The sequence below is a fragment of the Anaerocolumna jejuensis DSM 15929 genome (genome assembly GCF_900142215.1).
GTDB lineage: Bacteria > Bacillota > Clostridia > Lachnospirales > Lachnospiraceae > Anaerocolumna > Anaerocolumna jejuensis.
The window spans coordinates 108,574-129,214 of record NZ_FRAC01000009.1; the positions used below are offsets into that span (position 1 = coordinate 108,574).

The 20,641-nt window shown below is 42.0% G+C and carries 15 protein-coding genes; 6 read left to right on the forward strand and 9 right to left on the reverse strand.

The annotated features are described in order from the left end of the window. Positions 1–42 precede the first annotated feature (42 nt). Complete coding sequence (locus BUB77_RS08425; RefSeq protein WP_073274790.1) at positions 43–936, reverse strand: LysR family transcriptional regulator; 894 nt, start codon at positions 934–936, stop codon at positions 43–45. A gap of 457 nt (positions 937–1,393) precedes the next feature. Between BUB77_RS08425 and BUB77_RS08430 the strand changes: the two genes are divergently transcribed. Next, the gene (locus tag BUB77_RS08430) at positions 1,394–2,422 is read left to right on the forward strand and encodes a YeiH family protein (protein WP_073274791.1); all 1,029 of its coding nucleotides are present in this window, start codon (positions 1,394–1,396) and stop codon (positions 2,420–2,422) included. 698 nt (positions 2,423–3,120) lie between these two features. Continuing rightward, positions 3,121–3,990 (forward strand): alpha/beta hydrolase, encoded by an 870-nt coding sequence (locus tag BUB77_RS08435; protein WP_073274793.1) that lies wholly within the window; start codon positions 3,121–3,123, stop codon positions 3,988–3,990. A gap of 144 nt (positions 3,991–4,134) precedes the next feature. On the opposite strand, the gene BUB77_RS08440 is transcribed toward BUB77_RS08435, so the two are convergent. The 3 genes from BUB77_RS08440 to BUB77_RS08450 form a co-directional block, all read right to left on the reverse strand. Further along, positions 4,135–5,904 carry an oleate hydratase gene (locus BUB77_RS08440; RefSeq protein ID WP_073274795.1) on the reverse strand — a complete coding sequence of 590 codons (1,770 nt, stop codon included), beginning with the start codon at positions 5,902–5,904 and terminating at the stop codon, positions 4,135–4,137. Between the two features lie 102 nt (positions 5,905–6,006). Then, positions 6,007–6,582 carry a TetR/AcrR family transcriptional regulator gene (locus tag BUB77_RS08445; protein WP_073274797.1) on the reverse strand — a complete coding sequence of 192 codons (576 nt, stop codon included), beginning with the start codon at positions 6,580–6,582 and terminating at the stop codon, positions 6,007–6,009. A gap of 45 nt (positions 6,583–6,627) precedes the next feature. Further along, the gene (locus BUB77_RS08450) at positions 6,628–7,191 is read right to left on the reverse strand and encodes a TetR/AcrR family transcriptional regulator (RefSeq protein ID WP_073274799.1); all 564 of its coding nucleotides are present in this window, start codon (positions 7,189–7,191) and stop codon (positions 6,628–6,630) included. A 262-nt stretch (positions 7,192–7,453) separates the two neighbouring features. Between BUB77_RS08450 and BUB77_RS08455 the strand changes: the two genes are divergently transcribed. The 3 genes from BUB77_RS08455 (at position 7,454) to BUB77_RS08465 (ending at position 12,293) form a co-directional block, all read left to right on the forward strand. Next, the gene (locus BUB77_RS08455; protein WP_073274801.1) at positions 7,454–8,155 is read left to right on the forward strand and encodes an ABC transporter ATP-binding protein; all 702 of its coding nucleotides are present in this window, start codon (positions 7,454–7,456) and stop codon (positions 8,153–8,155) included. Between the two features lie 5 nt (positions 8,156–8,160). Next, positions 8,161–11,202: an ABC transporter permease gene (locus BUB77_RS08460; protein ID WP_084124022.1), complete on the forward strand. Its 3,042-nt coding sequence runs from the start codon at positions 8,161–8,163 to the stop codon at positions 11,200–11,202. A 236-nt stretch (positions 11,203–11,438) separates the two neighbouring features. Continuing rightward, positions 11,439–12,293, forward strand: coding sequence for an aminoglycoside 6-adenylyltransferase (locus BUB77_RS08465; protein ID WP_073274804.1), 855 nt, complete (start codon positions 11,439–11,441; stop codon positions 12,291–12,293). A gap of 8 nt (positions 12,294–12,301) precedes the next feature. Here the strand turns inward: BUB77_RS08465 and BUB77_RS08470 are convergent, their stop codons facing one another. Both BUB77_RS08470 and BUB77_RS08475 read right to left on the reverse strand, forming a co-directional pair. Continuing rightward, positions 12,302–14,152 carry an ABC transporter ATP-binding protein gene (locus tag BUB77_RS08470; protein WP_084124024.1) on the reverse strand — a complete coding sequence of 617 codons (1,851 nt, stop codon included), beginning with the start codon at positions 14,150–14,152 and terminating at the stop codon, positions 12,302–12,304. Beyond that, positions 14,149–15,894 (reverse strand): ABC transporter ATP-binding protein, encoded by a 1,746-nt coding sequence (locus BUB77_RS08475; protein ID WP_073275209.1) that lies wholly within the window; start codon positions 15,892–15,894, stop codon positions 14,149–14,151. The genes BUB77_RS08470 and BUB77_RS08475 overlap by 4 nt, the downstream gene beginning before the upstream one ends. Before the next feature lie 662 nt (positions 15,895–16,556). Here BUB77_RS08475 and BUB77_RS08480 point away from each other — a divergent pair. Then, positions 16,557–16,976: an acyl-CoA thioesterase gene (locus BUB77_RS08480; RefSeq protein ID WP_073274805.1), complete on the forward strand. Its 420-nt coding sequence runs from the start codon at positions 16,557–16,559 to the stop codon at positions 16,974–16,976. A gap of 250 nt (positions 16,977–17,226) precedes the next feature. Here BUB77_RS08480 and recA read toward each other — a convergent pair whose 3' ends face one another. The 3 genes from recA to BUB77_RS08495 all read right to left on the reverse strand — a co-directional run bounded on the left by recA (position 17,227) and on the right by BUB77_RS08495 (position 20,210). Beyond that, a complete protein-coding gene (recA, locus tag BUB77_RS08485; protein WP_073274807.1) occupies positions 17,227–18,345 on the reverse strand; it encodes a recombinase RecA in 1,119 nt (372 codons plus the stop codon). Positions 18,346–18,775: 430 nt separating this feature from the next. Further along, positions 18,776–19,756, reverse strand: a complete 981-nt coding sequence (locus tag BUB77_RS08490) for an aldo/keto reductase (protein WP_073274808.1) — start codon at positions 19,754–19,756, stop codon at positions 18,776–18,778. A 70-nt stretch (positions 19,757–19,826) separates the two neighbouring features. After that, positions 19,827–20,210, reverse strand: coding sequence for a MerR family transcriptional regulator (locus tag BUB77_RS08495; RefSeq protein WP_073274810.1), 384 nt, complete (start codon positions 20,208–20,210; stop codon positions 19,827–19,829). Between the last annotated feature and the right edge of the window lie 431 nt (positions 20,211–20,641).

A 20,641-nucleotide genomic window follows, 5' to 3' on the forward strand; every position in this document is an offset into this window, starting at 1 on the left:
ACTTACAAGCTTACATGCCTGCCGGCTCTTATTCTCGATACTTCATTCCTCCGTCAGGTCTTTATATTTCAGCAGGCAAAGCTCCGTAAAGCTCTTTATTGCCTCTGTGAAATACTTATTCTTATGATAAATCAGCTTGAACTGGCGTATAAAAATCAGCCCGTTTATATTTACAGCCTTCAGAAGCCCTTCCTCTAATTCCTTGCTGACCGCCCTTTTTGAAATCACAGAAATTCCAAGGTCTTCTGCTACCGCCATCTTGATTGTATCAGCATTATTACAGGTCCAGGTTGCGGTCCACTTCAGCGAATTCTCCGCCATAACATTCTCGAAGGTCTTTCTGGTTCCGCTGCCTACTTCTCTCAGAATAAAATTCTCTTTCTCCAGCTCCTTGGGCTCAATCCTGCTGCGTTTTGCAAAAGGATGATCCTTTGCACATATCAGCACCAGAACATCATCTGTCAAAGACCTGCTTTTGATATCGGAGGATGTTATTTCCCCTTCTACCAGGCCTAAGTCAAGCTTGTCATTTATAATCATTTGCTCGATCTTTGAGGTATTATCTTCCGTGACTTCTATGGTAAGTCCCGGAGACTCCCTCCTGAAATCAGACACCAGCTTTGGCAGGACGCAGGAACCCACTGTAACGCTGGCACCAATCCTTATGTTCCCTTTTTTCCTTAAGGCCCGCATTTCATTTTCCGCTGCTGCATTCAGGCCAATAATATGCCTGGCATAGCTTAACAGCTTTTCACCAGCCTGGGTAAGATATAACTTTTTTGATAATCTTTCAAAAAGACGAACATTATAATATTCTTCCAGCTCGGAAACCGCCTGGCTCACAGCAGACTGGGACATGAACATGCTGTTTGCAGCTGCTGTCATATTCTTATTGTCGCAGACTGCCACAAATATTTGAAAATGCCGTAATGTCAATGTTATCCTCTCCTGATATCCGGCATGGTAAATATTCCGGATATGTTAGTTGTATTTTTAACAATAAGTAATTACTTATTATATGTATAAGATAATAATATTTTACTTATATGTTGTCAAGCTATATACTGGTACAGAGCCAAAATAAACGAAATAGTGACAAACTTTTATGCGCAGAAAGTAATTAACTGTATCTTTGGTAATATCACAGGCCTTCTTGTAATATGCAAGGGTTTTTAAGGACGAAGAAAAATTTTAATTATAGAAAGGTGCCGTTAACCAGTTCTCTCATTTATTTTAATTTAAGGTAATATCACAGGCCAGCCTGTGTTATGCAATAGTTTTAAAAGTGAAAGAAAATACTAATTATAGAAAGGATGCCGCTAACCATTTCCTTCACTTATTTTTAACTGCGGCAATATCACAGGCCTGCCTGTGATATGTAACAGGTGTAAACATGACTAAATTAACAAAGAACCCCTCCGGTGAAGCTGCTGTAAAAAAGCCGGGCAGAATACCGGGCATTTTAGTAACTGCTGTCATAGCAATTCCGGCCTGGATAATCGGAGAGAAATTTCCCATAATCGGAAGCCCGGTACTTGGAATTCTCTTTGGAATGATACTTGCCTTTTTTAAGAGGCCTCAAGCCTTAGAAACCGGAATTACCTATACCTCCAAAAAGCTTCTGCAATATTCCATTATCCTGCTTGGCTTTAACATGAACCTCTACAGTGTGTTAAAGGTCGGCAGACAGACCATCGTCCTGATGCTTTTTACTTTGACTGCTACTTTTTTAAGTGCCTATTTCATAGGAAAGCTTTTAAAGGTTGAGAAGAATACCAATATCCTGATTGGCGTCGGAACCGCCATCTGCGGCGGTTCTGCAATCGCTGCCACAGCTCCTGTTATCCAGGCGGATGATGAAGATGTTGCCCGTTCCATTTCAACTATTTTTCTTTTTAATGTTATTGCTGCCTTTCTCTTCCCTTTTCTGGGACATCTGTTTCAGATGACGGATTACCATTTTGGTCTCTGGGCAGGAACCGCAGTAAATGATACCTCTTCCGTTGTAGCCGCAGGATATTCCTTCAGCAATGCTGCCGGAAATCTGGCTGTCATTGTAAAGCTTACAAGGACACTTATGATTATCCCCGTAACTCTTGTTCTTGCCCTCTTCGTTTCCCGAAACAAAGCAAAGGACAGCAAGGTAAATTACAGCCTCTCCAAAATATTTCCCTGGTTCATATTAGGCTTCGTTGCTGCCTCCATTATCAGTACCTTTCTACCAATACCGGACGCAGCAAAGGAATTTCTTGTTAAAGCAGGAAAGTACATTATCGTTATGGCAATGTCAGCAATTGGGCTTAACACCAATCTTGTAAAGCTTGTGAAAAATGGATTAAAGCCTATCATACTGGGCCTGTCCTGCTGGGTGGTTCTTTCCCTCACATCACTACTTGTGCAATTTACCATATTAAACCTTTAACTTTGTTGACCACGACAAGCGCATGACGGAAGTTTATGGAAGTGGACGATGACCAAGGGGGTTGTTTGGGAGTTTTGTTGCGCGAGAACCCTTATTCCACTAAAGCGGCAGAAGGAACCTCTTGAGACAAAACTCCCAAACAACCCCCTTGGTCATCTGTGTATATCCATCCATTATTTGGTCTTATGCGTTTGCGGTGCCCAAAGCTCTAAAAGCCTCCAACAACACAATAACTGTCCAAGAGTTTATTGCCAACCCCCAGATGATTTTGGCTTACCTTTCGTAATTTTCTATTGAGGAGTTCCCTAATGACACTTAAATGGCGGCAGCTGTTCCTAGGTAAAATTATACCACTGTCTGAGCTCACAGCCCTGCACAAATACAACCTTCCAGCGAGTTTGGTATAATTTCACCTGCCAGGAACAGCTGCCGGCATTTTAGTGGAATTTGGAACCCCGAACGAGAAAATTACGAAAGGTAAGACAAAATCATCGTCCGTTCCCAATCCCCCCTGAATTGAGATAATTGAAGACAGCCGTCAGCAAGCGAAAATCAGGCACTGTTTAAAGGATATACTGGTGCTAGTTCTATTGTTGCTTTGCAGCTTTTATGTTAAAATATATGTCATACATATTTTATACACTTGTTTCACCGTGTAATAAGCATTTTAACATTAACGATTCAGGAGGAACTATGTTATGGCGTACAAAGAAGTAAAAGTTATTAAGAACAATCCTGCCTTAAAAGGCATGGCAGTCATGATTCCTGATGTTGTATTTTCCACCGCTCAGGGAATTGATTTAAAGCTTCAGCTGTTAAAGCCCTGGACGGATGAGACTGCAAAGGAGCAGCCCAAATATCCTTTGATCGTGTTTGTACAGGGCAGTGCCTGGACCTTTCCCGATGTTTATTATGAGCTGCCCCAATTGGCACAATTTGCAAGGGAAGGCTATGTGGTAGCAACCCTAACCCACCGAAACAGTCTTGAGGGACATCCTTTTCCGGCATATTTAGAGGATGTAAAGGCCGGCATCCGCTTTCTTAAGAAAAACGCTGCCAAATATCAGATTGATTCCGAAAGGGTGGGAATCTGGGGAACTTCATCCGGCGGCAACACTGCCTTGCTGGTGGGCCTTACCGGAGATGATTCCCGCTATAAAACAGAGGAATATTCCGAATTTTCAGATTCCGTAAAGCTGGTCGTTGACTGCTTTGGTCCGACTGATTTGACTTATACCCTGGAAAATATTGCGGCTATGGATGAAGATACCAGGACACTTTTTGCAGCCCTTCGCGGAGAAGATACAAAGGAAAATGTGAAAAAGGTTTTAGAAATGAATCCTGTTGACCATATCAGAGAGGGAGTTTCCTACCCGCCCTTCCTGATTCTGCAAGGCAATCAGGATACCGTTGTGGATTATTCCCAGAGTGAACTAATGTACCACAGATTATCGGATGCCGGAGCTGATGCAACACTTATCTGCGTGGAGGGAGCTCCTCATGAAGGTTCCTTCTGGAGCAATGAATTATTGGCTATTATCAAGGAATTCATTGATAGTAATTTATAATTCTAAGGATATACGGAAATTACGGAAAGCAGCCACAAGACCAACTGAATGGCTTTGTGGCTGCTTCTTCCATTTGGACCCTATTACCTATTATTAGTCTACAATAAAGACTATACTTAAAAACAGGCTGCACTTCCCTCTATCCTAAATTAGCCCGGATTCCTTAAGCAGTTCTGTTATGACCGTCCCATTTGCTTCCTTTAAAAGATTGCCAAGTGCCATCTTCTTATCCTGTGGCATCGCAATATCCCTTAGCCTTTTCCCATCCAAAAGGCTTGCAGCTGCCTTTAAAAGTGCCCGTACATCAAAGGCCGAGCCATAGACCTCCGGAACGCCCCGTCCTACATCTAGGAGGGTATAAACCGCTTCCATACCGGTGCGGACTGCATATTCCGTTGTAAATACCGTGTCTCTTGGTGTTTCAACATGTTCACCGATGAAAGCAAAGTTTACTGCACCCTTGGGAACGATGTCCGGCCTGTCACCTGCTTTCCTGACCATAAAATAGGAAGTGACATAGGGCATCATACAGGGAATACAATGGGCATGGTTTTTAGCCAGCTCCGGAATTTCCTCAGCTGGAACGCCTATGTGGTATAACCATTCCTCTACAATTTCACTGCCGGTGCACTCCTTCATTGGCTTTTTAATAAAATCGCCTTCCACATCGGAGAACAGGCCGTATACCCAGGCAACGATCTGTCCGGAGGGCTGTACCTTGAAATGAGGCTGTCTGCTTACTGTCCAGCTCATTAGCCAGGAGGAATCTTTCACTGTAATGGGTCCTCCCGTCACAATACTTCCGCTGCCGGGATTCCTGCCGGTCATTTTAGAAATATATTCCGGAATTTTATCATCCAGGCAGGTAATGGTTGCGGACTCCCAATTAGAGCCGGCTACATCACCATAGAATTTTTCCGGCCTTCCAAAGGCTTCATCCTGTGCTGCAATGTTCTTCCACAATTCCCAGGAAGGGCCGATGCCCTCGGGAACCACAGCCGGATGGTTGTCATCTCCAAAGCCTGACTGCTCGGTACTGCATCCAAGGGTTATAAAGACCAAATCCTTCTCTGTCAGGGTTATACCGGTATCTTCTCCCATTGACGTGCATTGGATTTTCTTCGCTATTTTTTTATCTGCTTTACACTCAAATTCTACATTGGTTACCACCGTATCATACCGGAACTGTACCCCCTCTGCCTCCAGATATTTGACCAGGGGAAGTATCAGGGATTCATACTGGTTGTATTTTGTAAAGCGCAGGCCGGAAAGGTCCGTCAGGGTATGGGTCAGATGAATAAAACGAGTCAGGTATCTGCGCATTTCAATGGCACTGTGCCATTCCTCAAAAGCAAACATGGAACGCCAGAACAGCCAGAAATTGGAGGCCAGGAAGTCCTCAGTGAATACATCCGTAATTTTCTTATCATCAAGGGCCTCTTCCGGTGTCAGCACCAGTCTGGATAATTCCATAGCTGCTCTGTCACTCAGAGTGAATTTATGCAGTGTATTGGCATCCTTTCCCTGATTTACGGTCACTCTTACCGGCGAGCTGCTGGGGTCCGCCTGATTCAGCCAGTAAAACTCATCTAAAACAGATGCATTTTCTAGTTCCAGAGAAGGAATGGAGCGGTACAAGTCCCACAGACATTCGAAATGGTCCTCCATTTCCCGTCCTCCTCTGATGATAAAGCCCCTGTTGTCGTCCTTTACGCCGTCACATCCGCCGCCGGGCAGAGACAGCTCTTCCAATACACATATGTTCCTGCCTTCCATATGCCCATCCCTTATCAAAAAGGCAGCCGCAGACAAAGCCGCCAGACCTCCTCCGATCAGGTATGCTTTCTTACCGTCAACGGTACTGGATTTTAATGGTTTTGAAAAAGCGGCATAATTCCCATTTGTATAATGCATATTAAATACCTCCTTCGAAATAATATAACCTCAATATATATCACGAATTCGTAAAGTACAATTTACACATGGGGGTATTTGTAAAGAAACCGGCTCATTACCCTATCCTTTTATTTCACGCAGGTTTTCTGCATGCATCTTTTCCAACGCTTTTTTAAAATCTCCTCTGACCAATACCTCGATATTTTTTACGATTTTTTCTGGCTCTTCCTTCATACCGTTTCTTATCCAATCCAATGCAATCCCATTAAATGACAGCGTAAAATATTTCGTTACAAATTCCTTTTGATCGCTGCTGACATTGAATCCCTTTGCCTGCTCCTCTACCACCTGGTTGATATATGTAAAAAGTACATGGTACATAAAGTTCTCGATATACTCTCTCTGGATGGACTTATAGGTATTGATAACCAAAGAGCGGTTATCCTTAAGCCAATTCAACAGATTGCAGTAACCAATCTGCCAGGTTTCTATGTTCCGGTGTTTTTCCAGGGCATATTCCGTTTCCTGCTTGAAAATCCATTCGATAATGTCATAAATATCACTGAAGTGATAATAGAAAGCCTGCCTGGATACCTTGCAATCATTCACAATATCTGTGACAGTAATCTTATCCAGGGTTTTACTGTCCAGCATCTTTTTAACAGCTTCCGCAAAATCATTTTTTAAATTTCTCATATACGGCTCCTTACAGACAAAATAAGGTATGGTTTTTCAGTTATATTAACCTTTCCTGCCTCCTCTGCCATTTAAAGACAAATCGAAAATTAATTCCGTCATTTCTTTTACAGGCTTTTTCATACCGTCCTTTAACCATTTTTTGATAATACCGATGCTGCCATTGGCAAAAAACAGGAATACATATTCGTCCTCATCCTCGTTGGTCCCCTGCAGGGAGAAATGCTGCCTTCCGATAATATTGGTAACTTCCTGCTGGAACTTGATATCTCCGCTGGAATTTAAAAGCACATCAAATATTTCCGAATTTTCTTTTATGTATTCCAGGATTTTATCAAGCATTTCAAGAGGCATTTCATGGGCATTCCGCAAATTATAGCTGCCAAGATACTGGTTAATATCACTGATGATATCCTTCTCAATCTGCTGCAGCAGGTCATACTGGTCCTGGTAATGGGCATAAAAGGTGGCTCTGTTGATGTCCGCCTCCTCGCAGATTTCCTTTATAGTGATTTTAGCTATTGGCTTCGTCTTTAACAATTTTACAAAGCTTTGCTTAATTACCATGATGGTATACTTTACCCGCCTGTCGGTTTTCTTTTCCTTCATAATTTAACTCCCATGTATATTGTAAGTTTACTTGCGAAATGCTTAAGAACTGGCTATTTATACTATTACTATTGTATCCCATAAATAACCAGTGAATATTCCCTGAATTTTAACTTTTTTGCTGTTTTCTCAACATATTTATTAAATCTGTTGATTAATTTTCATTTTTTAACTTTTTGTCTGTTGAATTAAATACATACTGTCAGTATACTATATTAAAGATAAATCATCAACACTATGTTGGATTACCGGAGGAAAATACATGGCTTTCATTGAGCTGAATAACATAAAAAAAGAATACACCGTGGGTGATGTCACCATATCAGCGGTAAGGGACTGCTCCTTTACAGTGGAAAAAGGCGAACTGGTGGTTATACTGGGGCCGTCGGGAGCAGGGAAAACCACTGTCCTGAACCTCTTAGGGGGTATGGACACTCCAAGCGGGGGCAGCATCCTTGTAGACAGCAATGCCATTCATCAATATAACAAAAAGAATCTTGTAAACTACCGGCGGAATGATATCGGCTTCGTCTTCCAGTTCTATAACCTGGTGGCAAATTTAACCGCTCTTGAAAACGTAGAACTGGCCTGTCAGATATGCCGTGACTCCCTTGACCCGAAAACAGTACTGGAACAGGTAGGCTTATCCGACCGTATCAACAATTTCCCGGCACAGCTCTCCGGCGGTGAGCAGCAGCGCGTTGCCATCGCCAGGGCAATTGCTAAAAATCCAAAGATCCTTTTATGTGACGAGCCTACCGGAGCCCTTGACAGCACCACTGGACAGCGGATCATTGAACTGCTTCAGAACACCTGCAAAACCATGGGGACAACAACTATTCTCATAACCCATAATGCGGTTTTGGCAGATATCGCCGACAAGGTTATCCATGTTAAAAACGGAACCGTCAATCATATTGTTCTCAATGAGAATCCCAAAAAATCAAATGAAATCGTGTGGTGAGAAACGTGCTGTATAAGAATACTCTGATTAAAATTAAAAAATCCCTGGGAAGATTCCTGTCCCTGTTTTTGATAGTATTGGTAGGAGTTGGTTTCTTTGCCGGAATACAGGAAAGTGTCCCGGACATCACCTCTTCCTTCAGCAAATACATGGAATCCCGGAAACTGATGGATTATCAGATCGTCAGTACTCTGGGTCTGACAGCAGAGGATGTGAACGCCCTGCAGACTCTGAAAGCTGTGAGCTCTGTTACACCAAGCTACTCACTGGATGTGCTGGAACAGGGAAATGCCTTAAGAATTCAGTCAATTGAAGAAACCGTCAACACCTTAAAGCTAGTGCAGGGCCGTTTGCCGGAAAGCAATACCGAATGTGCAGCCGATAGTAAGCATTATAAAATCGGTGATAAAATCACGATTACCAGCGATGAAGGTGATAAATTATCAAATACGGAATTTACCGTTGTCGGAACGGTAAAAACTCCGCTGTTTTTATCGGAAGATTACGGAAGCACCACTGTCGGTGACGGAAAACTCTTTTCCTTTCTTTATGTGAAAAAGGATAATTTTAATCTGGATGCCTATACCCATATCAATATCCGGGCTGCCGGTACCGATAATCTGAATGCCTTTTCAAAGAAGCATGAGGATATCATGACAGAGCTTCAAACCGAAATCGAAAAGCTAAAGCCCGAAAGAGAAAATGCCAGATATCAGGAAATTTACGAAAAAGCAAACAATAAAATTGAGGAGAAAACGAAGGATTTTGAAAAGGAAAAAGCCAAAGGTGAAAGTAAACTGGCCGATGCTAAGAAAAAGCTTGATAAAAACGCACTGAAATTAAGCGATGGCAAAGAGGAACTTGCCAAAAAGGAAGCCGGCCTGGAGGACACGATTACCTCTCAAAACGCTGCTTTTAAAGATGCAAAGAAGAAAATTGCCGACGGCTGGAATCAGATTGACTCTGCTTTAAAAAAGTACGGCATCACCAAAGCCGAACTGAATGCGAAAATAACAGAATTAAACACAGCTCTTGAAACCTTAAAATCCAGGCAGAGCCTTCTTTCAAAAGACAGCCCGGAATATAAGCAGCTGGATGCACAGATTCAGGAATATTCCGCTTCCTATAAGGGCTTACTCACTCTAGAGGAGTCCATTAAGAGCCTCACTGCCAGGGAAAGCGAGCTGAATCAGGGGATAGCTGCCTTTAACTCCCAGATTGCCAGTGCAAGAGAGCAAATAAAGGATGGCAGGAAAGAGCTTTCCAAAAACGAAAAAAAGCTGAAGGACGGATATGACAAATACAATAAGAATCTAAAGGAGTTTCAGACCAAGATATCCGATGCTCAAAAGAAGCTAGCGGAAGCAAAAGATAAGCTTTCCGATATCGAAAAAGCCAAATGGACCATTCTTGACAGAAACAATGTAATAAACGGTTACAGTGATTTAAAATCCGCTGCCACTACCATCAGGCTCATTGCGGCAATCATTCCTTTATTTTTTATACTGATAGTGATTTTAATGACCTCCAATACCATGGCCAGAATGATTACGGAGGAGCGCGGAGAGCTTGGCACCCTGACTTCTCTGGGCTTTCATGATAATAGCATTGTTGCAACCTATCTCCTTTATGTTTTATCCGCTACTGTTCTGGGAAGTACCTGTGGATTTTTTATTGGCTGTACAATCATCCCTAAAATCATCTATACCTGCTTTCCCTATATCCTGCCGCCTTTGATTCTGCAGTTTGACGTCATAAGCTTTCTTACCATTTTAGCTGTTGCCGTCCTGCTTATGACTACAGTGACTGTGATTTTCTGCCACCAGGAATTAAAGGCCCGTCCGGCTGCCTTATTGCGTCCGGTTCCTCCCAAGAAAGGCCAGACCATTCTCCTTGAGAAAATTGGCTTTGTATGGAAGCACCTGTCCTTTACCTGGAAGGTTACCATGCGTAATATCTTCCGTTATAAGTCCAGAGTCTTTATGACAATCATTGGAATATCCGGGTGCACGGCGCTGCTTCTTACCGGATTTGGCATTAAGGACAGCATAAACGGCGTAGCAGAGAAACAATTCCAGGATATTTTCCGGTACAACAATATGGTCGTGCTGAAGAATGACACCAAAAGCAGCAATGACCTGTCAGCTCTTTTAAAGAAAGAAGGTATTTCAAATCCCTTATTTATCAAGCAGACTTCCGTTACCTGTGAATCAAAGGAAAAGGAACTGGATGCCTACCTGATAGTGCCGGAAAAAGAAGAAGCTTTTAAAACCTATTACAATATCAGAAACTATAAGACGGGAAATACTGTTAAATTAAATAATACCGGAGTGATTATCTCTGAAAAGATTGCTGCTGTATACAACTTAAAAAAGGGCGATATACTCCGGATTAAAGACTCAGATAACAATTCCTACTCCCTGCCGGTTTCGGATATCGCAGAAAACCATATCAAAAATTATGTTTATATCAGTAAGGGCCTTTACACAAAGCTATTCCAACAGCCCCTCACCTACAATATGATTGTTTCCAATTATCAGGGAGATGCCGCTGTTTACGCCCAAAACCTGCTTGACAGCAAAGTGGCGGTAAATGTAACCTTTACGGAGGATATTCTATCACGGGCTGTGAAAGAAAACAGCAGCTTAAACAGTGTTGTCCTTCTGCTGGTCTTTGTTTCCTGCCTTTTAGTGGTCATTGTACTTTACAATCTCACCTCTATTAATATCAGCGAGCGGAAACGTGAAATTGCCACCTTAAAGGTACTTGGCTTCTATGACATGGAAACCAATGAATATATCTACCGGGAAGCCCTGCTCTTAACAATAATCAGCATTGCTGCCGGACTTCTTCTTGGAATCGGCCTGCACCGGTTCGTTATGGGAGTCATTGAACGGGAGGAGTTTGTATATTTTAAGTCTGTCAAAGGGTTAAGCTTTCTCTGGACCTTTTTAATTACAATGGCTTTTTCTCTGATCATGCAGATTACTACTTATTTTAACCTGAAAAAGATTGATATGATTGAATCATTGAAATCGGTTGAATAGGGGAATTAAAAATACCTTATCCTGTTTTTTTGCTTAGCCAGCTATCCAGATAATGAGAAAGGTTTTCCATCTAAACACTTGTTCTTATTTTTACACGTGGTATAATTATACTATTCTGTTATACGAAAAAATGGACAATAATTGCTGGGATGAGGAAATTCATAGAGCTTCCCTGGGATTTATGTAAGTTTAACGATTATCCAATTCAAAATTGAATTTTCAGAAAAGAGGTTAAGATGCGTTCAGAAAATGAAATGTTTGACTTGATCCTTGGTCTTGCAAGAGAGGACGAGCGTATCCGGGCAGTTTATATGAACGGCTCCCGGACAAATCCCAATGTAACAAGGGACAGTTATCAGGATTATGATATTGTTTATGTTGTTACAGAGACAGCTTCCTTCCTAAAGGATAAGGGCTGGATAGAAAAATTCGGTGATATTGCCATGGTACAGGAACCGGATTCCAATGACCTGGGATTTGGTATGAATGCCGATCTCAGCCGCTCCTATGGCTGGCTGATGCTCTTTGTGGATGGCAACCGTATTGATCTGCACATACAGATAAAGGAAGTGATGGAGGAAGAATATACGTCAGATACTTTAACCGTACCTCTACTGGATAAGGATACTATCCTTCCCTCCATCCCTTCATCAAATGACAGCGGCTACTGGATTCAGAAACCTTCAAAGTGCCGGTATGACGGCTGCTGCAACGAGTTCTGGTGGTGCCTTAACAACGTTGCCAAGGGGCTGGTTCGAAATCAGATGCCCTATGCCATGAGAATGTATCATGGAACAGTCCATGCCGAGCTTGATAAAATGATAGAATGGTATATTGGCACCCAGACCGGCTTTAAAGTCTCAGCCGGAAAGTGGGGCAAGTATTTTAAAAAATACCTGCCCCATGAGCTGTATGAACTCTATGAGCTTACCTATTCCGATTATGATAACCTATGGGATGCCGTATTTCATGCCTGTGAACTTTTCCACCGGATAGCAGTCGCCGTTGCGGGCAGTCTTTTCTATGAATATAACCAAAGAGATGAAGATAATATGTTAATATATCTGAAAAAGCTCAGGGAAACACCGTAATATCTTCATCAGCCCCAGATAGCCTGCATTTCTTCGTTATTTTGAAGTAACTCCTCCAGGGTTCCCACGGCATCCACTCGGCCATCTTTCATAACAATTATCTGGTCCGCCTGTTTTAGTGCCAGTCTGCGGTTGGATACCACCAGGCTGGCTGCGGGGCGTTTCCCGAACAGCCGGTTCCATAGCTTGTTCTCAGTCTCCACATCCAACGCACTTGAGATATCATCAAATACCATGAGGCTTGCTTTTCTGGCAAACATACGGGCTACCGCAACTCTTTGTATCTGCCCGCCTGATAATTTCACACCCCTTGGACCGACGACAGTATCAAGCCCCTGCTCCAGCTGTGAAATATCCTCCTCGAAAACAGCCGAGTGCAGAGCTTCCAGTAAATCCGTATCCTCTTCCTTTAATCCAAAAAGAATATTATTCCTTACAGTGTCACTGACAAGCCTTGGAATCTGGGGAGTATAGGCACAATGGGGCTTTGTAAGAAATTCGCCGGGTTCCTTCAGTTCCCTGCTGTTCCAGTAAATACTTCCTTTCTGGGCAGGCAAAAGGCCTAACAATACCTTTAACAGGGTAGATTTACCGGAGCCGATTCTTCCGGTTATCACAGTAAAGGAACCTTTCTTTAAGGTAAAGCTTACGTCTTCCACTCCGTTTCCGGAGCTTTCATAAAGGTAAGTCAATCCCTTTACCTGGAGCTCCCGAAGTGCTTCCGCCTCCGCTTCCTTTTTCACCTCTGCCATTCTTCCTTTCTCTGTCTTTCTTCCTGACTCTGTCTTCCTTCCTGCCTCTATCTTCCTGCCTGCCGCAATTTTTCTTTTACTTTCTGCATCTTTTAAGGGCATCCCTGTATGTGCCACGGCACCTTCGGGAGTCGCCTCCTGCATCAGCTCCGCAATTCTTTCAAAGGATATCTTTCCCTGCCTGACATTGGCAATAAAACTTCCATAAAAACTGGTAAAGTCAGAGATAAAATTCAGATAAAATATGAATAAGGACAAATCGCCGATACTTAGCTCCCCTTTTTTCATAAGTCCTGCTGCCAAAAGGAGAATAAATCCCGTTCCCAGGTTTACCGTATTATGGAATACGGAATTAAGGGTCTGTGAAAGCAGTGTGTCTCTCAGCATAAATTTATGCCTCTTATGATTCAGTTCCTCCAGATAGCCCAATACATGTTCTTCTTCCCCTGCTACCTTAATAGCCTGAACCGCACCAAAGATTTCTCCCATTGCTCCGGTCACCATTCCCGTAGCTTCTCTGGCGGCTTCTCTGTATTTTTGCAGCTTCTCTCTCAGCATCTGTACAACACCTACTACAATTACCATGGGAGCAAATACTAAAAGTGTAATCTTAACGTTGATATTTAACATGATGGTCACGGCAACTACCACAAAGGTAAGGGTTCCAATAAAATCCAATGTCCAGCTAATGGTATTCTCGATGGTATCCGCATCATCCCGAAAGCAGTTAAGTGCTTCTCCCGAGGCCCAGGGTACTGCTGCCGCTCCGGGCTTCTTCAGAATACTTTCAAACATATTCCTGCGCAGCAGGGCACTCATGGTAAAACGGTGCAGGTTATCTGCATTGGCACCAAGATAAATATTCACCATTCGGCCAAGCGTATAGGCAAGAGTCAGGGCGCATATCACCGCCAGACTGTTCCAAAAGTCACTGTGAGGTGTAAGTATCTGAAAAAACTCCTTGTACAGTAAGCCCATTACCAGAGGAAGTACATGTATCATTGCCCATAAAAGACAGTTTACGGCATAAAGGCCGGGCCTGTAAGCCATCATCTTAAGCATCAGCCTTGCCATAGAAAGCTCCTTCTTTTGTTTTTTGCTTTTCATACCAGCACCTCCTCTATCCCAAAGCTTAACAGCTCATTCAATCTTGAATTCTTATTCTTTAACAGCTCTTCTCTCTGACCGTATTCCAGCATTCTTCCCTTATCCAGAATCAGGATGTTGTCAGCCCTTTGAACCGTTGACAGCCTGTGGGCTATGATAATGCAAGCCCTGCCTTCTATCAGTGTGGATAAGGCATTTTCCAGGAACCTTTCCGTAACCGGGTCAAGTCTTGCAGAGGCCTCATCCAGAATAATCAGCCTGGGATTCCTTAAAAACACTCTGACAAGGGTCAGGAGCTGTGCCTCACCGGAGGACATTCCGCCTCCCGGCACCAGCACGGTATCAAGCCCCTCTTTCAGATTTTCATACCAGTCCTTTAATCCCATCCGGCAGATGGTTGAGATAATCAGCTCATCCGGGATTCCGGGATTAAAAAAGGTGATATTGTCCCTCACGCTGGCATGAAACAGCTGTACCTCCTGGGTTACATACGCAATGCTTTTGCGAATATCCTTTAGCAGGATATCCTGCTGCTTCTTACCGTTTAAATAAATATTCCCCGAATCCGGTTCGTAGAATCTTACCACAAGCCTTGCAAGGGTCGTCTTTCCGCAGCCCGTGTGTCCCAAAATCCCCAATACCTTCCCTGCCCCAAGGTCAAAGGTGATATTCTGCAATACGGGTATTTCTTTTTCATAGGAAAAGGAAACCTCTTCAAAGCTTAAGGACAGCTCCTCTTCCTCTCCAAGGCTGGCTGTGCCATCGTCTTTGATGCTGGAAGTCAGCTTTAACAGCTCCTCAATGCGTATAATACTGGCAGTTGCCTTCTGGATATCCATTAGCTGCTCCCGTAACTGGTCCAGGGGATTCTCCAGAAGCTGAAAATAATTAATCATAAGGTATACCAGCCCTAAGGTGATATTTCCTTTGTACCAGAGATATCCTCCCAAGGCAAATATCATAATATCCCCCATTCCAAAAAGTCCGGACAGGGTAATCCAGATCTTATAGCCTGATAAATGAGCTTTCAGACGTATGGGCAGCCATTTTCGCAGCAGCTCCATAAAGCGCTCCAGGCAATAGCTTCCTGCACCGTTTACCTTGATTTCTTCGGTGCAATCCAGGTGCTCGCCCAAAAAGCCATAGAATTTTGTAGTAATTTCTCGGTCCTTTCCGAAATTGTCCACAGCATCTTTCTGGGTTCTCCCCAATATGCTAAAGGCCAATACCAAAAACAGGGTAAAAGCCAATCCAATCAGAGGGCTTTTAAAAGCTAAAACAAGTATGATTCCAACCATTAGCAGAACATTATTGGCAAAGCTGATAAACAGCTTTGAAAAAAAGTTAAATAATGCTGTTACATCTCCATCAATTCTTTCCACCAGCTCTCCGGAGGGATGCTCCTTAAAGTAATTCATATCCAGAGAAAGACAGTGTTTTACCATATCCCGTCTAAGGGTATTGGTGGTACGCCAGCCGATATTCTGGCTAAGGTATGTAGAGGCAATTGCCAGTAATTGCTGGGTAAAGGCAGCAATTATAAAGAGCACCGCTGCCTTGATCAAATCGTTCATTGGTTTATTTGCCCCTATGCCGTCAATGAAAAAGCTGATAAGCATCGGATTGACCAATTGCAGCCCTATGCTGCCCCCTAATATCAGCGCCAGCAAAAACAAGGAAAGCTTACTGTTTTTCATGTATTTTGCAAGCAGTGCTCCATATTTTTTAATGGATAATTTCATGTATACGTTTATTTCCTTTCTTCGCATGTTTGGGAGGATTGTACAAAATATCTTACGCTCCTGCCTTTTCCGGCCGATGTGCTCAAACTTTGCATGCCATATAAGCAAAAAAAGACGCAGATTCTGTTCTCTGCGTCTTTTGGCGTTCAGGCATATTTTAAGTATACTTTTAGCCTGACATCCCGTTCCATGTATTAAAAAAGCCGCAGATTCTACACAACCCGCGGCTCAAAAAGCTTATATATGTTCAAAATTATGATAATCTCTCACACAGGCCGGTCATGCATCTTTTATTCTGTTGATTTGTGTTTAACATTGTAATAATAAACATATGCCTGACCTCCTTTTCATCAAATTAATTCTTGAGTATGTTAACATATAATGGCAGCTATTGCAAGAAAAAAATGAAAAAATATTCAAATATAACAAAATACGGTTTACGGCTGCAGTAATAATAGCTTCTTGATTCCTTGCTCCGGCTGTATTTCTGCTTGTTTATAACCCATGAATTTATCTGTAATAATTATGTAAAACAGAATAATTCATGAACTTATGAATTGCAATAAAGAATTTTTTACGTTAATATATCTGTAGCTTATAAATATTTCCAGCCGCAATAATAAAAGTAATTTAGGATATTGAAGGGAAAGAGGAGAAATCTCATGAATATTAGACCATATGTAAGAAAAGCACAGTATTATGAAACAGACCAGATGGGTATTATCCATCATGCCAATTATATCCATTGGATGGAGGAAGCAAGAGTGGATTTCATGGAACAGGTTGGCTTTGGTTATGACCGGGCAGTAAAGGAAGGCATCGACTTCGCACTGCTTGGTTTATCCTGTGAGTACAAGTCCATGGTCTCCTTCGGGGATACCGTTAACATTGAGGTTTCGATTTCAGCCCTGACGGTGACCAAAATGACAGTCCACTATCAGATTACGGATGCCGTAACCGGTAAACTTCGGACAACAGGTGAAAGTATCCACTGCTATTTTGACTCCAATAGAAAACGCCCGGTTTCACTGAAGAAAGTCCTTCCTGAGCTGTATGATTTATTTGCTTCTTATGTCGCTTAAAGATATGAAAACTTCGGAATTTTCAAAGGAAAGAATTCGAATTCTGATGTTTTCATCATATCAGTATTGAGTTATGGTGGAAATTACATAAATACAGGAAGCAACAAATTTCCTTTTCAACTCCCCCAAATGTCAGTTTTGGAGGAGTTATTTTATCCCATAGGCTGCTTTATCAGTATAAAACTTAAGTTATTGAAATATCGAAGTACCTTCTGGCATCACAATTATGATTAGTTACAATATTTGCTTATTAATTAACCATTATAACTTCATCACTTTCTGATTCTTTCATTTCTGATTCTTTCATTTCATATTCCGATAAGTCCTGGTTTTCTTCTTGCATCTTTATTCCATCTTCTGTATTTATTTTATCTGTCTGCAGATGATAAAATTCCCTGACCCTTTTTTCTACTTCTGCCATCCTGTCAGGATGTCCGGCTAAGTATATCTTGACTGCCTCCCGTCCCTGGCCTATCTTTTCCCCTTCATAGGCATACCATGAACCGCTTTTATTAATGATATCGATATCGGCAGCTAAATCAAGAATATCTCCTTCTCTTGATATTCCGGTTCCATACATAATATCAAATTCCGCCTCTTTAAACGGCGGGGCAATCTTATTCTTTACCACCTTAATTCTTGTCCGGTTTCCAACCCGTTCACCGCCAACTTTTATCATGTCGATTTTTCTGACATCCAGTCTTAAAGAAGCATAAAACTTTAAGGCCTTACCTCCCGTTGTTACTTCGGGATTACCAAACATAATTCCGATTTTTTCACGAAGCTGATTAATAAATATAACAATACATTTCGACTTACTGACAACAGGTGTAAGCTTTCTAAGCGCTTGTGACATCAGTCTGGCCTGAAGTCCAATGTGGCTGTCCCCCATCTCACCATCTATTTCTGCCTTAGGTACTAAAGCAGCAACGGAATCTATTACTAAAATATCAATTGCACCTGAGCGAACCATAGTTTCTGCTATCTCCAGTGCCTGTTCTCCTGCATCCGGCTGCGATATATACAACTCATCAACATCTACACCAATGCTTTTTGCATATTTAGGATCAAGAGCATGCTCGGCGTCAATAAAAGCTGCTATTCCGCCACGTTTCTGAACTTCTGCAACCATATGAAGTGAAACTGTTGTTTTTCCTGAGGACTCCGGACCATATACCTCTACTATCCTGCCTCTGGGAATACCTCCCAGTCCTAATGCAATATCAAGACTTAAGGAACCTGTCGGAATCACTTCTATCTCGCCAAAAGCACTGGAATCTCCTAAACGAATAACAGAACCTCTTCCAAAATCCTTCTCAATTTTTAAAATAGCCGCATCCAATGCCTTTAACTTGTTATTCTCTTCCATTTTTCACCTGCCTGTTCTATTAAGCCATATCTTTTTCACAGCTTAAAATTATTCAAAATACTATTTTAACACTCTAAATATTAAAATGTCAGCATTTTTTATCTCTAAAAATTATTTTTGATACTATTTACAATCACTGCCCCTGTTTATATAGTGCATTTTGACAATATTATTGGTAAGTTTAATCTAGGCTGAATATAATTAAAGCCAATTTAGATTAAGTACTTATTACATATAAAAAATCCTATGTAAAATAGATACCAAGGCAGCATCAAAGCTTATAGCCCCACTATTGCCTCGATTGCCAGCAGCATCTGACAGACAAATAGCCATGCCTCTTTCGAATGAAAGGCTTCAAATAGAACAAGGGCCATCCGGCTTCATAGTTATGACTCCGAATTGCCCTTCTTTTCTACCATTTCTAATCTTTCTAATTGTGCCCGACAATCCCATGGGGAATATACGGCTCTTCCAAAAACATAATTTCTTCTGTGGTCAATTTAACCTTTACAGCCTCAGCTGCGGTTTCAATATGGGATAGCTTTGTAGCACCGATAATCGGCGCCGCTACGGGCTCCTTCTGCAGCAGCCATGCTATTGCTGCATGGGTGCGGGGAATCCCCCTGTCTTTTGCTACCTTCGCAAGCCTTTCCACCACTAGTTTATCAGCCTCTGCCGTGGCATCGTATTTACTTCTTGCAATCTGGTCCGTTTCATATCTTTTGGTGGTTTCTGACCAGTCCCTGCACAGACGCCCGGAGGCCAAGGGACTATAGGGAGTTACCCCTATCTTCTCCTCCCTGCATAGAGGAAGCATTTCCCGCTCTTCCTCTCTGTACAGCAGATTCAAATGGTCCTGCATGGATACAAACCGGGTCCAGCCGTGCTTTTCTGCTGTGTATAAAGCCTTCTGGAACTGCCAGGCATACATGGCGGAAGCTCCGATATAGCGTGCTTTTCCTGCTTTGACCACATCATGAAGTGCTTCCATGGTCTCTTCTATTGGCGTATTGTAATCCCACCTATGGATGATATAGAGGTCCACATAGTCTGTCCCCAGCCGTTTGAGGCTTTTATCAATTTCGTTAAATATCTCTTTCCTGGACAGCCCTCCGCCGTTGGGCCCTTCCGACATCTTTCCATGTACCTTGGTGGCTATCACTATCTCCTCACGATTTCCGTAGTCCTTTAGGGCACGGCCAAGTATTTCTTCACTTTTACCAAGAGAATAGACATTGGCAGTGTCAAAGAAGTTAATCCCTAAATCCAAGGCCCTTTTAATGATTTCACGGCTTTCTTCCTCCTTTAGTACCCATTGATGAATCCAGCTGCCAGGATCTCCAAAGCTCATGCATCCCAGGCATATGCGGGATACATCCATACCGGTATTTCCCAGTTTTACATATTCCATATGACTGCCTCTCTTTCTTTTCTAAAATCAGCAACTTTAACTTCTATGGTTCAACAGAATCAGGCAAAGCCTATTCTTTTGGTTTTTGCTTTTTCTGGTTTGGGATATATATCTGATCATATCGGTCAATCTTCCCATTCAGACGCTCCAGTGTTACTTTCATTTCTTCCATTTTTGCCATCAATAACGTCCGCTGCTCGACTAAAAGCTCCCTTCTGGCTTCAAGCGAACTATCGCCTTTCTGATACAGGGATACATATTCAATCAATACTTCAATGGGAAGCCCTGCATTTCTCATGCACTTTACAAACTCAATCCATCCGCAGTCCTCTTCCGTATAATCCCTGATTCCGCTTTTATTTCTGTTAACTCTTGGTAACAGGCCGATACGTTCATAATAGCGCAGCGTGTCCTGTGATAATTCATATTTTCTACTCGCCTCTGCAATTGTCATTACTTTCCTCCTATTTGCTTCCATTACTATTTACATATATGGGAATGATTAATCTTCCAAGTGGTTGTTTTTTTAACATAGCAGTCCCCAACTTCTCTGAAATTTATTATACTATAAACTAACTATAAATTTACTTTAGCATCTGGAGCCCACTCCAAGTCAAGTATTATTTTATATTTGTTTATTTTTGTATATATATGCATAACAATGTATAAAATATAAAAATATAGTGTATATTTTTGATATGGTTTATCAAATGTCAAATGAAAAGAAACTTTCTATTGTCAAACTCTTACTTTTATTGTTAGCAGTATTGAAATAGCAGAAAAATAAAGCATTTGTCATTATGAAAAAAATCTTAGAACACTTTGACAAAATTCTGCTCCCTTGGTGAACTTAAGTAGCAGCAAAACAAAGGACAGCCAAATGCG

Bases quoted from the DNA above. Each gene is read 5' to 3' on its own strand.
- recA (WP_073274807.1), bottom strand. From the start codon at position 18,345: ATGGAAGAGAATAACAAGTTAAAGGCATTGGATGCGGCTATTTTAAAA.
- BUB77_RS08475 (WP_073275209.1), bottom strand. From the start codon at position 15,894: ATGAAATTATCCATTAAAAAATATGGAGCACTGCTTGCAAAATACATG.
- BUB77_RS08470 (WP_084124024.1), bottom strand. From the start codon at position 14,152: ATGAAAAGCAAAAAACAAAAGAAGGAGCTTTCTATGGCAAGGCTGATG.
- BUB77_RS08480 (WP_073274805.1), top strand. From the start codon at position 16,557: ATGAATATTAGACCATATGTAAGAAAAGCACAGTATTATGAAACAGAC.
- BUB77_RS08445 (WP_073274797.1), bottom strand. From the start codon at position 6,582: ATGAGAAATTTAAAAAATGATTTTGCGGAAGCTGTTAAAAAGATGCTG.
- BUB77_RS08455 (WP_073274801.1), top strand. From the start codon at position 7,454: ATGGCTTTCATTGAGCTGAATAACATAAAAAAAGAATACACCGTGGGT.
- BUB77_RS08435 (WP_073274793.1), top strand. From the start codon at position 3,121: ATGGCGTACAAAGAAGTAAAAGTTATTAAGAACAATCCTGCCTTAAAA.
- BUB77_RS08440 (WP_073274795.1), bottom strand. From the start codon at position 5,904: ATGCATTATACAAATGGGAATTATGCCGCTTTTTCAAAACCATTAAAA.
- BUB77_RS08495 (WP_073274810.1), bottom strand. From the start codon at position 20,210: ATGACAATTGCAGAGGCGAGTAGAAAATATGAATTATCACAGGACACG.
- BUB77_RS08490 (WP_073274808.1), bottom strand. From the start codon at position 19,756: ATGGAATATGTAAAACTGGGAAATACCGGTATGGATGTATCCCGCATA.
- BUB77_RS08450 (WP_073274799.1), bottom strand. From the start codon at position 7,191: ATGAAGGAAAAGAAAACCGACAGGCGGGTAAAGTATACCATCATGGTA.
- BUB77_RS08465 (WP_073274804.1), top strand. From the start codon at position 11,439: ATGCGTTCAGAAAATGAAATGTTTGACTTGATCCTTGGTCTTGCAAGA.
- BUB77_RS08430 (WP_073274791.1), top strand. From the start codon at position 1,394: ATGACTAAATTAACAAAGAACCCCTCCGGTGAAGCTGCTGTAAAAAAG.